The 14,037-nt window shown below is 73.0% G+C and carries 10 protein-coding genes; 1 reads left to right on the top strand and 9 read right to left on the bottom strand.

Features of this window, described 5'->3' with window-relative positions; genetic code table 11:
• Positions 1–22: 22 nt before the first annotated feature.
• The 6 genes from ACZ7L6_RS00585 to ACZ7L6_RS00560 all read right to left on the bottom strand — a co-directional run bounded on the left by ACZ7L6_RS00585 (position 23) and on the right by ACZ7L6_RS00560 (position 9,151).
• Positions 23–910 carry a hypothetical protein gene (locus tag ACZ7L6_RS00585; protein ID WP_471919740.1) on the bottom strand — a complete coding sequence of 296 codons (888 nt, stop codon included), beginning with the start codon at positions 908–910 and terminating at the stop codon, positions 23–25.
• Positions 911–1,032: 122 nt separating this feature from the next.
• Positions 1,033–3,234 (bottom strand): SWIM zinc finger family protein, encoded by a 2,202-nt coding sequence (locus ACZ7L6_RS00580; RefSeq protein ID WP_471920574.1) that lies wholly within the window; start codon positions 3,232–3,234, stop codon positions 1,033–1,035.
• A 320-nt stretch (positions 3,235–3,554) separates the two neighbouring features.
• On the bottom strand, positions 3,555–6,395 hold the full coding sequence (locus tag ACZ7L6_RS00575; RefSeq protein ID WP_471919739.1) for an SNF2-related protein: 2,841 nt from the start codon (positions 6,393–6,395) through the stop codon (positions 3,555–3,557).
• Between the two features lie 109 nt (positions 6,396–6,504).
• The gene (locus ACZ7L6_RS00570) at positions 6,505–7,086 is read right to left on the bottom strand and encodes a sugar kinase (protein ID WP_471919738.1); all 582 of its coding nucleotides are present in this window, start codon (positions 7,084–7,086) and stop codon (positions 6,505–6,507) included.
• Complete coding sequence (locus tag ACZ7L6_RS00565; protein ID WP_433050426.1) at positions 7,083–8,231, bottom strand: ROK family glucokinase; 1,149 nt, start codon at positions 8,229–8,231, stop codon at positions 7,083–7,085. Before ACZ7L6_RS00565 ends, ACZ7L6_RS00570 begins: the two co-directional genes overlap by 4 nt.
• A gap of 182 nt (positions 8,232–8,413) precedes the next feature.
• Positions 8,414–9,151 (bottom strand): GntR family transcriptional regulator, encoded by a 738-nt coding sequence (locus ACZ7L6_RS00560; RefSeq protein WP_471920573.1) that lies wholly within the window; start codon positions 9,149–9,151, stop codon positions 8,414–8,416.
• Between the two features lie 129 nt (positions 9,152–9,280).
• Here ACZ7L6_RS00560 and ACZ7L6_RS00555 point away from each other — a divergent pair, with 129 nt between their 5' ends.
• Positions 9,281–10,303, top strand: a complete 1,023-nt coding sequence (locus tag ACZ7L6_RS00555) for a Gfo/Idh/MocA family protein (protein WP_471919737.1) — start codon at positions 9,281–9,283, stop codon at positions 10,301–10,303.
• Between the two features lie 368 nt (positions 10,304–10,671).
• Here the strand turns inward: ACZ7L6_RS00555 and ACZ7L6_RS00550 are convergent, their stop codons facing one another.
• From ACZ7L6_RS00550 to ACZ7L6_RS00540, 3 genes are all read right to left on the bottom strand, one after another.
• Entirely contained in the window at positions 10,672–11,853 is a 1,182-nt protein-coding gene (locus ACZ7L6_RS00550; protein ID WP_471919736.1) for a cytochrome P450 family protein, read from the bottom strand.
• A 43-nt stretch (positions 11,854–11,896) separates the two neighbouring features.
• Complete coding sequence (locus ACZ7L6_RS00545) at positions 11,897–12,577, bottom strand: response regulator transcription factor (protein WP_471919735.1); 681 nt, start codon at positions 12,575–12,577, stop codon at positions 11,897–11,899.
• Between the two features lie 103 nt (positions 12,578–12,680).
• Positions 12,681–13,895: a sensor histidine kinase gene (locus tag ACZ7L6_RS00540; protein WP_471920572.1), complete on the bottom strand. Its 1,215-nt coding sequence runs from the start codon at positions 13,893–13,895 to the stop codon at positions 12,681–12,683.
• Positions 13,896–14,037 lie beyond the last annotated feature (142 nt).

The following is a 14,037-nucleotide window of genomic DNA, read 5'->3' as shown; positions in this document are numbered from 1 at the left end:
CTTCACGGGATGCCGGTCCGGCTCAGCCCTGGACGGTGACCCCGAACCGGGTGCGCATCCGCCGCATCTCCCACGGCGAGACGGCGGTCACCGACAGTGGGCCGCCCAGCAGGGAGCAGAACTGGAAGACCGGCGGGCCCTTCGGCATACCGCTGTCGATCAGATTGAAGATCGCGAGCACCCACACGAGCACTCCGGTGATCACGGGCGGCAGCGTCGGGTGGACGTGAGCGGTGTTGAAGGCGCTGCGGGCCGAGTACAGCGACGCCATGGAGAAGAAGGGAAACCCCCACAGGATCACGGCCAGTGCCACGAGGGCGATGGCATAGCCGAACCAGTCCCTCCGGTCGTCGAGTGCGCTCTGGGCCGCCACGTAGAGGACCCCTCCGATGACGACCAGCGTCATCAGCAGTCCGGCGAGGATCAGCAGGACAGGGGTGATGATCAGGTTGGCGACGCTGCTCGTCCCCGCATCCTGCCAGCGGTCCGGCTCGACGCCGTAGACGAGGACCAGCGCGACGGTGGCGAGGACGCCGAGCACCGTGCGGGCGACCTGGACCCGGTCCACCGTGCGGTCCTCGATCCTGCCGTGGCCCTTCGGCACGAACAGCCGGGTGGCGACGCGGTGCGCGGAGCGGAGGATGGCGGCGGCGAGGTAGGGCGCCGAGAAGAACCACAGGCGGCTGTGGCGGCGCCGCACGGGAACGGGAGCCGAGGGCGGCGGGCCGTAGGGGTACGCATTCGGGGTCGGGTAGGGGTTCTGATGCGGATACGGGCTCGCGTTCGCTGCGGGCGGGCCGTAGGGGCCACCCGGCGTCGGGCCGTGCGGGGCGCCCCAGCCCTGACCGCCCGGTCCTTGGCCGCCCGGTTGGCCCGAGCCGGGTCCAGGACCCCATTCCCCCGTTGCCATGGCCTCTCCCACCGTTCCCCTTCGGCCAGTTGCAGTGTCGCTCGGCGGCCTCGCGGCAGTGTGGTTGTTCGTGTGACGCCGGTGGCGGCCACCGTGGGGGTCGGCCACGGCGACTGGCCGGGTCAGCCTTCCGGTGAGGCGCCGAGGCCGGTGAGGGCGCCGACCGGGTCGAGGTCGGGGGTGCCGCGGGGCCACCAGTCGTCGTGGCCCGGTTCCGATTCGTACGGGTACCAGAGGCCGTCGCGGCCCAGGCGGAGCTGGACATGGCCGCGGGGGTGGGTGAGGCGGTTGCGCCAGGGGCGGAAGGCGGGGAGGTCGGCGGCGAGGAGGAGGGGACGGGCGCGGTCGAAGCGGCCGGCCGGCGGGTCCCAGGGTTCTTCGAGGACGGCGAGCCCCTCCGGGCCGCCCTGCCGCCAGGCGGCGACCGCGCGTGCCAGTTCGGCCGGGGTGCGGTCGGCGGCGGAGGCGAGGGAGGCGTACAGGGCGCGGGTGCCGGCGGTGAGGCCGGAACCGGGGCGGGCTGCGGCGAGCCGCACCGCGTCCTGCCACAGGGTCAGTTCGGCGACCGGGTCGCGGCCCGTGCTGAGCAGCGCGTGGGCGCGGGCGGCGGCGTCGGTCGCCAACTGGTCCAGCGCGAAGGGGTCGGGGCCGCCCGGCGCCGCCGGGTAGACCGGGGGCTGCTCGGGGTGGGCGGGCACGGGCAACGGCGCGGGGAGCGGCGGGAGTTGACGCTGCGGCGCGAGGGCGTCGGTGGCCCGCACGCCCGGAAGAGGCGCCGGTTCCTGTTCCTGGGCGGCGCGCGCGGCGCGAGCGGCGTTGCGGCGGGACAGGGCGTCCAGCAGCTCGCGTTCGCCTCGGCCACGCAGCAGGAGCAGGACGAAGGGGTCGGCGTCCAGCAGGCGTGCGGTCTGATAACAGAGGGCGGCGGCGTGTTTGCAGGGGTGGCCGCGGTCGGGGCAGCTGCAGTGCGGGTCGAGGTCGCCGGGGCCGGGCAGGAGGGGGACGCCGCAGTCGGCGAGCGACTGGGGCATCTCCTTGTCGAGCAACGCGGCGATGTGTCCCGGCCTGTCGGCCGCGGCGTCCAGGAACCGCGCCCAGTCGGCGTCGTCCAGCGTCCGCAACCGCACCTGCACGCGGTACGGCCGCGGCCGGCTGCCCCGCACATACGCCAGGACGAGCCCCGGCGTCACGGTGATGGCATCGACATGCCCCTGCTCCGCGTAACCGCGTCCCCGGGCCAGCCGCTTGGGATCGAGGGCGCCCTCTTCGAGCGCCTTCACCCACGCGTTCCCCCACCAGGTCCGCGCGAACCGGGCGTCGCCCGACGCCCCGGGCCCCGGGGACACGATGGGGAACGCCGGGAAAGTGCGGCGTAGTTCACCGTCACGCCCGGGGGCCGCCATGGAGCGGGGCACGCGCGGAGTCGTGGGTGGGGGTGTGGTCGGGGGGCCTGTGTCGGTGAGGGGCGCGGGTGAGGGTTCGGGGCGCGTGGGCTCGGAGGGCGTGGGGTGGGTGTCCGCGGACGCTGCGGGTGCCGGGGACCCCGCGGACTCCCGGGCCGCCGAAGACGCCCGGGAATCCGACGACGCTGAGGTCAGTTCGGAAGGCGAGCCCGAGATGGCGGAGGCACGCCGCGCCAGTGACGAGGAGCCGGTGCCCTGGAACGCCGAGGAAGCGGTGGGTTCTGGAGGCGCTGGGGAGGGCGGGGTCGAGCTGGGCCTCGACGGTGGGTTCCGGCGCGGCTGAGATGGAGCAGGCGTCGACTGGTCGTCTCGATCCGGCGCGTCGTCCTCCGGCATCCGGAACGCGCCCGCGATCAGCTCCCGCACGGAACGCACCTGAAGATCGGCAGCGCGTCGCCGTACGCCGCTGTCGGCACCGGAACCGACCGACGCCGGTCGCCCGGCCTCCGGCGTGCCTTCAACTCCCCCACGTGTCTGGTGCGCCCGTGACTGCCGCGCCTCCTCACGGGCAGCCCGCAACGCCTGGCGCACGACGTCGCCGGGGCGGGCGCCGAGTCGCGCCACGTCGGGACCGTGCACCGCCGAGGCGGCCGCTGCAGCCCCTTCCGACGGGTCCTTCCCTCCACCGGCCGCCCGGCCCGACGAGCCCTGCTCCCCGACGTAGGCACCCGACCCACCAGAGTCACCCTCTGCACCGGAGGCACGGGAAGCACCGGCTGACGCCTCCCGCTCCCCGCCGCCCCCACCCGTCGACGTGCCGACAGTCGATGCGGCCGACCCGGCCTCGGAGCCCGCAGCCTCCCTGCGGCCATCCCCGGCCTCCGCCGGCTCACCCCGCCTGGCGGTCACCGCGCGCCGCAGTGCCGCCCGGGCCGCGTCGGCCGGTCGAGGCTCCGGGCGCGTGGGCCCGTCCGGTGGTGTCTCCTCCTGCTGTGGCTGCTCCTGCCCGGGCGTGTCGGGCTCAGAGACAGGGCCCGCCGGGTCTCCCGGCCCCCGCCCGGGACTCACGCCGCTTCCCGGCACCCCTTCCCGCCGGTCCCGCGCAGCCCGAAGGGCCCGGCGGGCCGCGTCGGCCGGTCGAGGCTCACCGGGTCGGCTCGGGTCGTCCGGAGTCGGCGTGGGCACATCGTCGAACGCCTCCGCGTCCCCACCGGCCGCGTTCCCCCGCTCCTCCGGCCCGGTCATGGCTCCCTCCTCAACGACACCAGGTCGGACAGCTCACGGTCCGTCAGTTCCGTGAGGGCCGATTCGCCGGAGCCGAGGATCGCGTCTGCCAGGGCCCGTTTGGACTCGAGCATCTCCGCGATGCGGTCCTCGACCGTGCCCTCGGTGATGAGGCGGTGGACCTGGACGGGCTGGGTCTGGCCGATGCGGTAGGCGCGGTCGGTGGCCTGTTCCTCCACGGCCGGGTTCCACCAGCGGTCGAAGTGGACGACATGGCCCGCGCGGGTCAGGTTCAGCCCCGTGCCGGCCGCCTTCAGGGAGAGGACCAGGACCGGCGTGGTGCCGCTCTGGAAGCGGTCCACCATGCGCTCGCGGTCCGGGACCGGCGTGCCGCCGTGCAGCAGGTCCACCGGAACCGCACGGGCGGCGAGGTGGGAGGCGATCAGGCGGGCCATCCCCACGTACTGCGTGAAGACCAACGCCGAGCCGTCCTCGGCCAGCAGCGTGTCCAGGAGTTCGTCCAGCAGCGTCAACTTGCCCGAGCGGGCGGCCAGTCGGTCGGTGGCCGCCGCCGCGTCCTCCTTCAAATACAGCGCCGGGTGGTTGCAGATCTGCTTCAGGGAGGTGAGGAGCTTCAGGACCATGCCCCTGCGCGCCATGCCCTCCGCCGTCTCGATGGCGAGCATCGACTCACGCACCACCGCCTCGTAGAGCGCCGCCTGTTCACGGGTGAGCGGGACCGGGTGGTCCGTCTCCGTCTTGGGCGGCAGCTCCGGGACGATCCCGGGGTCGGACTTCTTGCGGCGCAGCAGGAAGGGGCGGACCAGGCGGGCCAGCCGGTCCACCGCCTCGTCGTCCTCGCCGTTCTCCACCGCGCGCGCGTGCCGGGCGCGGAACGACTTCAAGGGGCCGAGCAGGCCCGGTGTCGTCCAGTCGAGCAGCGCCCAGAGCTCGGAGAGGTTGTTCTCGACCGGTGTGCCGGTCAACGCCACACGCGCGGGCGTCGGGATCGTGCGCAGGGCCTTCGCCGTCGCCGAGTACGGGTTCTTGACGTGCTGGGCCTCGTCGGCGACGACCATGCCCCAGGTGTGCTGGGCCAGCGTCGGTGCCGCCGATCGCATCGTGCCGTACGTGGTGAGGACGAAGCCGGCGTCCATGTCCTCCAGGGTGCGGTCCGGACCGTGGAAGCGGCGGACGGGGACGCCGGGCGCGAAACGGGTGATCTCCCGCTGCCAGTTGCCGAGGAGCGAGGCCGGGCAGACCACGAGGGTCGGGGCCGTCCGGGCCCGCTTGAGGTGCAGGGCGATGACCGTGATCGTCTTGCCGAGCCCCATGTCGTCCGCGAGGCAGCCGCCGAGGCCCAGGGAGGTCATGAGGTCCAGCCAGGCGAGGCCGCGGAGTTGGTAGTCCCTCAACGTCGCCTGTAGCCCCGGCGGGGGCTCTGCTGGGCGTACCCCCGCTGTCAGCCGGTCGCGGAGGGTGGCCAGGGCGCCGACCGGTACCGCCTCGACCGTCTCGCCGTCGACCTCCGCGCTGCCGGTCAGGGCGACGGACAGCGCGTCGACCGGGTCGAGCAGGCCCAGTTCGCGCTTGCGGGCCTTGCGGACGAGGGCCGGGTCGACCAGCACCCACCGGTCCCGCAGCCGGACGACCGGGCGGTGCGCCTCGGCGAGCGCGTCCATCTCGGCCTCGGTGAGCGGGTCGCCGCCGATCGCCAACTGCCAGCGGAACTGGAGCAGTTCCTCGCTCTCGAAGAAACCGGTGCCGTCGGTCGCCGAGCCGGGCGCGGGTCGCACCACGGCGGCCGCGCTGAGGTCCTGCGCCAGGTCCCTGGGCCAGTGCACCGCCACCCCGGCCGCCGCGAGCCGGGTCGCCGCGACGCCCAGCAGGTCGCCCAACTCCTCGTCGGACAGGGCCAGCACGTCCGGCACGTCCTGCTCGGCCAGCCGGTCCAGCGGGGCCCACACCCGGGCCGCACGCCGCACCGCCAGCGCCGCGTCCACCTGCGCACGGGGCCCGAACGCTGCGTCCGCCTCACCCGACCACAGGGCGGCCGCGTCGGCCACCAGAGTGGGGTCGGCGAGGCTGTGCACCTGGACGATCGCCGCCCCGGCGCTGCGCACGCCGTCGCCGCTTTCGTCGAAGAGGTCGTACGCCGACAGGTCCAGGCGGAGCGAGATCCGCACGCCCGCGTCCATGCCGGCGGCGACCTCGGCCGCCCAGTCGTGGGCGTCGGGCAGGCGCTGGGCCTCGCGCGCGGCGAAGGGCTTCCCCGAGGCGTGCGGAGCGGCTGGGGTGCGGGGCAGGGTGTCCGCGACGGCGTCCAGGAAGTTGCGCATCAGCGCCTCGGGCTCGGGCAGCCGCAGGGGGCCCGGACCGGTCAGCGGAACCGCATGGCCCTCGTACGGCAGGGCCGCGGCGACCGCTCGCAGGTGCGCGATGTCGTCCGGGTCGAGCGGGCCGGCCCGCCAGGCGTCGTGGCCGGTGGGCGTGAGGCCGGGCAGCAGCCGGCCGCGGGCCGTGAGCCGCAGCGCGTGCAGCGCGGCCGCGCCCCAGCAGGCGGTGGCTGGGTGGGCGGCCGGGTCGCGCCGGGCGCGCACGAGCAGCGGCAGCGCCTCGCCGAGCGGCAACGACAGTGCGGGGGTGGTCCTGCGGCGGACTCCGGCTCCGTGCCGTCGTACGACAGTGAGCTCCGTGTCCCCGTCGGGCAGTGGGCCGCCCTCCGGATCCCAGAAGGCCATCCGCCCGTCGCGCGGGAGGGACGCGGGCAGGAAGACGGCCGCGAGCCGGACGGGGACGGCCTCCCCCGCGCGCTCGGCCACCGCGGTGCCAGCACTGTGCGCGGCCCTGTCGCTCATACGTCCTGTCACCTCCCGCCCTGAGTCGGATCAACCGTCTTCGACTCTACGGGCGGGGTCTGACAATCGGCTCCGGCGGCCGACCCCGGCCGGGTGCGTCATGGGCTCGTCAGGGGACCGTGCGCGAGACCACGTACACGAAGGGCTTGTCCGGGATGGACGTGTTCACGACCACGTCGTGCGTGGGCGCCGGGTTCTTCTGCTCGTGGATGAGGCCGTGCCAGGGACCGTGGCCCTTGAAGTCCCAGCCGGTGATCTTCTGGTCGCGGGCGCTGATGGTGATGTCGTCGGCCTTCAGGTCGTCCCGGCTCAGGCCCATGGACTTCAGGTAGGAGTCCAGGCCCTCCGGCGTGGTCTCGAACTGGACGTAGAGACGGCTGGTCCGCCAGTTGTTCGTCTCGTAGTACGCGACCTTGTACGAGGGAACCGGGATCGGCACCTGGTAGATACGGCGTTGGACCCTCGACGGCCAGCCCTCGGTGAGGCCGGTCGCCGAGTACTTCTCCTCCTTGTCCTTGCCGCTGTCGCGGCTCTGGTTGGCGGAGATCACCAGATAGCCGGCGGGTACGCCGATGAGCAGCACGATGATGAGCAGGGTGAGCGCCCTGCGGCGGATCATGTGGCGACGGTCCTCGGTCGGCTCCTGGGGCTCGTCCGGGGAGTCTGCCTGGCGGGGTACGGTCACGGTCACGCCGACCCCTGTGACGACCTGCGGGCCTCCGCGAACCGCGCATAGCGCTCGTAGCGCTCGACGCGGCGCCGGTTGGCGCGGCGGAAGCGGCGGGCGACCAGACGGGCCAGGTCGGCGGCGCCGACCATACCGGCCTCGGGGCCGAGCTGGGCCCGGGCGATGCGGGCCTCGGGGCGGTAGCCGCGGCCGGTGAGGTGGCGCTTGAAGGCGTCCCGCGCGGGGCCGATCAGCAGGTCGTCGGCGGCCGACACACCGCCGCCGATGACGAAGCAGGACGGGTCCAGGGCGGCCGCGAGGTTGGCGATGCCGACGCCGAGCCACTGGCCGATGTCCTGCAGCAGTTCGATGCACATCGCGTCGCCCTCGCGGGCCAGCTCCGTGATCATCGGGCCGGTGATGTCGCCGATGTTGCCCTTGACGTGCTCGATGATCCCGTACGCGACCGGGGAGTCGGCGGCCGCGAGCTCGCGCGCCTCCCTGACCAGGGCGTTCCCGGAGCTGTACTGCTCCCAGCAGCCGCGGTTGCCGCACGGGCAGCGGTGGCCTCCAGGGACCACCTGCATGTGGCCGAACTCACCAGCGACGCCGTACTTGCCGCGCTTGACCTGCCCGTCCTCCAGGATCGCGCCGCCGATGCCGGTGCCCAGCGTGATCATGACGAGGTGGTCCTCGCCGCGGCCGGCGCCGAAGCGCCACTCGGCCCAAGCGGCGGTGTTCGCGTCGTTGTCCACCAGCACGGGGACCGCGAGGCGGCCGGCGATGCGGTCCCGGAGGGGTTCGTTGCGCCAGGACAGGTGCGGCGCGAACAGGACGCGGTTGCGGTCGGCGTCGACCCAGCCGGCCGCGCCGATGCCGACGGCGTGCACGTCGTGGCGGTCGGACAGGTCCAGGACCAGCTCGACGATCGTGTCCTCGACGACCTTCGGGCTCTTGGACTTGTCCGGGGTCTCCGTGCGGAGCTTCTCCAGGATGTTGCCGTCGGCGTCCACGACGCCCGCCATCACCTTGGTGCCGCCGATGTCGATGCCGACCGTTGGCACACGGGGTGCCGACAGGTGTGAGCGGCGCTCTCTGGGGCCCACGGTGCGGAGCACGGGGGCCCGCCTTGAGCCGATGGGGGCGGTGAAGTCGCGGTAGGTGCTCATCAGGCCCGATTCTGCCTCACGGCCGAGACGGGTGCCGTGCCGGGAAACAATGGGGTGGTTCATGTCATACGCCGTCTGCGGGCCGTTTGTGGTTGCTCGCGCAGTTCCCCGCGCCCCTTGAGCGGCGTTGCAGTCCACGGACACCTAATTGTCCTGACATTGCAACGTACCGGGCAGTCAGTTTACGACCGTACGAGCAGCTGGAACTCGAAGGAGTAGCGGCTCGGCCGGTACGTATGCGTGCCGTACTCCACCGCCCGCCCCGTGTCGTCGAACGTCACCCGCTGCATGGTGAGCAGGGGGGCACCCTCCTCCTCCGCGAGGCGCTCGGCTTCCGCCGCGGTGGCCGCGCGGGCGCCGATCGTCTGGCGGGCGCTGTGCAGGGTGATTCCGGCGGTGCGCATCAGCCGGTACAGGCCGGTGGCCTCCAGCTGTGCGGTGTCCAGGTCGATCAGGGCGGGCGGCAGGAAGTTGCACAGGTATGCCATCGGCTCACCGTGCGCGAGGCGCAGCCGCTCGATGCGGTGCACGTCGCTGTCCTCGGCCACCCCGAGGGCCGCCGCGACCTCGGCGGACGCCGGGACGACGGTGTTGACGAGCACCTTGGTCGCCGGGCGCTGGCCGGCCGACTCCAGGTCGTCGTAGAGGCTGCTGAGCTCCAGCGGCCGCTTGACCTGGCTGTGCACGACCTGCGTCCCGACGCCTCGGCGGCGCACCAGCAGGCCCTTGTCGACCAGCGACTGGATGGCCTGGCGGACGGTCGGCCGGGACAGGCCGAGGCGTGCGGCGAGTTCGATCTCGTTGCCCAGCAGGCTGCCGGGGGTGAGCGCTCCGTGCTCGATCGCGGCCTCGAGCTGCTGGGACAGCTGGAAGTACAACGGCACCGGACTGCTCCGGTCCACACTGAGCTCGAGTTCCACGGTCGGGTCCACTTCTGGTTTCGGCACGGGCCGAGCGTAGCTCTACGCGTTGTTGACGGGAAGTCGTGTAGTTCGATTGTCCGGACATACGCATTGACAGCCTACGCACTGAACCCCCACTTTGTTTCCATGCGCATCGGGGTCATCGGTACGGGCCGCATCGGCACGATCCACGCCAACACGCTCAGCCGTCACCGCGACGTCGGCTCCCTGATCCTCACGGACGCGGATGCCACCCGGGCCCAGGCGCTGGCACACCGGCTGGGCGAGACGGCGGCGCCCGGCGTGGACGAGATCTTCCGGTGGGGCGTGGACGCTGTCGTGATCACCACAGCGACGTCGGCCCACGCCGAACTGATCGGTCGGGCAGCACGGTCCGGCCTTCCGGTGTTCTGCGAGAAGCCCATAGCGCTCGATCTGCCGGGCACGTTGCAGGCGATCGGCGAGGTGGAGACGGCCGGGACGATTCTGCAGATGGGCTTCCAGCGTCGCTTCGACGCGGGGTACGTGGGCGCGCGCGAGGCGGTGCGGTCCGGGCGGCTCGGGCGGTTGCACACCGTGCGGGCGGTGACCAGCGACCAGGAACCGCCGCCGGCCGAATGGCTGCCGCTGTCCGGCGGGCTGTACCGGGACACGCTGATCCACGACTTCGACGTGCTGCGCTGGGTGACCGGGCGCGAGGTCGTCGACGTGTACGCGGCCGGTTCGGACGCCGGTCCCTCGATGTTCCGTGAGGCGGGCGACGTCGACACGGCGGCGGTGGTGCTCACGCTGGACGGCGGAACGCTCGCCACGGCGACGGCGACGCGGCTGAACGGCGCCGGGTACGACGTACGCATGGAGCTGGCCGGGGAGCTGGACCAGATCGTGGTCGGCCTGGACGACCGTACGCCGATCGCGTCCACCGAGCCGACCGGGCCGCCCGCGGCGGACAAGCCGTGGTCGGGGTTCCTGGAGCGGTTCGGGCCCGCGTACGAGGCGGAGTTGAACGCGTTCGTGGAGGTGGTGCGCGGAGAGCGGGCCAACCCCTGCGACGGGCGGGAGGCGCTGCAGGCGTTGCGGATCGCGGAGGCGTGCGAGCAGTCGCGGCGCGAACGCAGACCGGTCGCGCTCGGGGAGATTCCGGGCGGAGCGCCGGCCGCGTCTCTGTGAGAACCGGACCCGACACCCTGGCCGCACCCGACATCCCCCACCGCACTCGACACACCGGCCGGACTCGACACCTGGCCGCACCCAACACACCGGCCCGACTCGACACCTGGCCGCACCCAACACACCGGCCCGACTCGACACCTGGCCGCACTGGACACCCCCGACCGGACCCGACACCCGGCCGCACTCAACACCCCGACCGGACTCGACACCCGGCCTCACTCAACACCCCGACCGGACCCGACACCCGGCCGCACCCAACACACCGGCCGGACTCGACACCCGGCCGCACTCAACACCCCGACCGGACCCGACACCCGGCCGCACTCAACACCCCGACCGGACCCGACAACCCGGGCCCCCGTCCGCTACCAGCGCACCGGCAGACTCCGCATCCCTCGGACCAGCATCCCCGGCAGCCACTCCCCCGGCGGGCCGTCCGGAGCCAGGCCGGGAGCGCGCTCCAGCAGGGACCGTATTGCCGTGCGGGCTTCCAGACGGGCCAGAGGGGCGCCCAGGCAGAAGTGGATGCCGTGGCCGAAGGCGACATGGCCTCGGGTGTCGCGGCGGATGTCGAAAGTGTCGGGATCGGCATAGCGGCTCGCGTCCCGGTTGGCCGCCGTGAGGCCGACCATCACCGGTTCGCCCTTCTCGATGGGGACGCCCGCGATCTCCAAGGGCTCGGCGGCGTACCGGAACGTCGCCGTCTCCACCGGGCCCTCATGGCGCAGCATCTCCTCCACCGCGCCGTCGAGGAGGGTCATGTCGGCGCGCAGGGCGGCGAGTTGGTCGGGGTGGCTGAGCAGGTTGTGCACGCCGCTGGTGATGAGGTTGACCGTCGTCTCGTGCCCGGCGATCAGCAGGATGAAGGCCATGCCCCGCAGTTCGTCCGGTGAGAGCCGGTCGCCGTCCTCGGCCGTGGTGCGGATCAGGTCGCTCAACAGGTCACCGCTGGGCCCCGCGCACCTCTTGTCCTCGATGAGGCCGGTGAAGTAGGCGCCGAGGGCGACGAAGGCGTCGACCTCGCTGCCCGGGCTGGTGGGCGCTATCGCCTCCGTCGACATCTTGCGGAACTCCACGCGGTCCATCTCGGGCACGCCGAGCAGTTCGCAGATGACGGTGAGCGGCAGCGGATGGGCGAGGGACTCCACGAGGTCGGCGCGGCCCCTCGGCAGCATGGCGTCGAGCAGGTCGTCGGTGAGCTGCTGGATCCTCGGCCGCAGCTCCTCCACGCGCCGCATGGTGAAGGCGCGTGAGATGAGCCCGCGCAGCCGGGTGTGCTGGGGCGGGTCGGTGGCCAGCAGGTTCTTCCCGATCAGCTCCTCTTCGAGCGACTTCAGGCCGATCTTGGTGCCGTCCTTGGCCAGCCGCTGGTCGGCGAGCGCCGCGCGTGCCTCCTCGTGTCCGACGACGAGCCAGACCTCGGACTGCCAGTCGGGCAGCCGGACGCGGTGCACGGGGCCCCGCTCACGCAACCGCGCATACACAGGATGCGGGTCGGCGCGAAACCCCTCTCCCCCGAACTCCCCCAGATCGATCACTTCTGCCATGACACTCCCCCTCCGACACACCGACAACGTCCGGGACCCCCCGCTAGTGCCCGTCGCCCTCCACTTCCTCCAGCAGTCCCGCGTCGTACGCCAACAGGGCGATCTGCACACGGTTGTTGAGGTCGAGCTTGGCCAGGACCCGCGAGACATGGGTCTTGACGGTGGCGACGCTCATGAAGAGTTCCGCGGCGATCTCGGCGTTGGACAGGCCCCGGCCCACCGCCACGGCGACCTCGCGCTCACGGTCGTTGAGGGCGGTGAGCCGCTCACGCGCGCGTGCGCGGCGGGTGTCGGCGGCGGCGCCGGCCGCGTGGTCCATCAACTGGCGGGTCACGGTGGGCGAGAGGACCGGGTCACCGGCGGCGACGCGGCGCACCGCGTCGACGATCTCCGTGGGCGGGGTGTCCTTGAGCACGAACCCGGCCGCGCCGGCGCGCAGGGCGCGCAGCACCTGCTCGTCGGCGTGGAAGGTGGTCAGCAGCACGACCTGCGGGGCGTCCTTCCTTCCGCGCAGCCGCTCGGTGGCCGTGAGGCCGTCGACCGACGGCATCCGGATGTCCATCAGGACCACGTCCGGGCTGACGCGGTCGACCAGTGTCTCGACCTCGGCGCCGTCGGCCGCCTCGCCGACGATCTCGATGTCCTCGGCGCCGCCCAGCATGAAGGACAGGCCGGCCCGGACCAACGGGTCGTCGTCGACGAGGAGGAGTCTGATCGCAGTCATGTGCCCCACGTAATCACGGTTGTACGGCGTGGATGTGCCGGACGGCCCGCAACGCCGCTCACCGGGGCGGCATTTGAGCAGCGCGCGGCCGGATCGGCACGGGTCACCCCCACGGCAACCAGGCCCGCACCTCGAACCCCCCGTCCGCCGCGGGTCCGTGCTCCAGCCGGCCGCCCGTCAGCGTCGCCCGTTCCGTCAGCCCGATCAGTCCCTGTCCGGAGCCCGGGACATGGGGGACCTCCCCCTCGGGCGCCGGATTGCGCACCGAGACGGACAGGCCCTCGCCCGGCGCGCCGGTCACCGTCACCGTGACCTCCGTGCCGGGGGCGTGCTTGCGGGCGTTCGTCAGGCCCTCCTGGGCGATGCGGTAGGCGGTGCGGCCGACGGAGGCGGGCACGGCGGCGGGGTCGGTGACGCGCTGGTCGAGGGTGACCTTCATGCCCGCCTCGCGGGACTCGGTGACGAGCGACTCCAGCGCCGCGAGGGTCGGCTGCGGGCGGCCGGCGTCGTCGGGCTCTCCGGCCCGCAGGACGCCGATGATCTCCCGGAGGTCCTGGAGGGCCTCGTGGGCGCTCTCCCGGATGACGCCCGCCGCCCGCGCGATCTCCTCGCGGGGCGCGTCGGGCCGGAACTCCAGGGCGCCCGCGTGCACGCTGAGCAGGGTCAGCCGGTGGGCGAGGACGTCGTGCATCTCCCGGGCGATGGCCTCGCGGGCCAGCCGCTGCGCCTGCTCGGCACGCAGCCGCGCCTCCGTCTCTGCCCGCCGGGCACGGTCGCGCAGGCTCAGCATGAGCTGCCGTTTGGACCGTACGAACATGCCCCAGCCGACCACCGCACCGAGCAGAGCCACGGAGAAGGCGAGTCCGACGAGGAAGGGCAGGCCGGGCTCGGGGCGCAGCCAGAGGTAGACCGGGAGCAGCGCCAGGTTGGCGCCCGCGACCCAGCCCACGTACCGGAAGGGCCGGTGCACGGCGAGGGTGAACAGGGCGATCAGGGCCGTGCCGCCCGCGGTGTCGGACACCATGCTGATCGGGGTCATCGCCACGGCCAGCCCGAGCGGCCAGCGGCGACGCAGCCAGACGGCGCCCAGGGAGAGCGCGCCGATCCACTGGTCGACGACGACGAGTGTGTGCGGGAGGTGGGGGTTGTCGTCGAGCGCGTCGGCGGCGGTCAGTCCCACCAGAACGGCCACCAGGAAGCAGCAGAAGTCGACCACCCAGTCGCGAGCCGTGCGCCGGGGCCGTCCGGAACGCTCGGCGTCGGGGTCGAGTTCCCGCAGCACGGCAGAGGGCAGCAGCCAGCGCCGCCCCGCGAACATCCGGGGCACGGCCTCCGGTTTTTCACCACTCACGGCCGACAAATCTACGCAGTGCCGGCCCGCGCCACCTCATCGCACGCCTGATCGTCGACCAAAGTCGCACGACAGCAGACTTTCGGCGTGCGCCACCCGCGCGGAACGT

Source organism: Streptomyces sp. NPDC107522, assembly GCF_055657525.1.
Note: the sequence above shows the minus strand (reverse complement) of the source record. Positions and strands in the feature narration are given on the sequence as shown.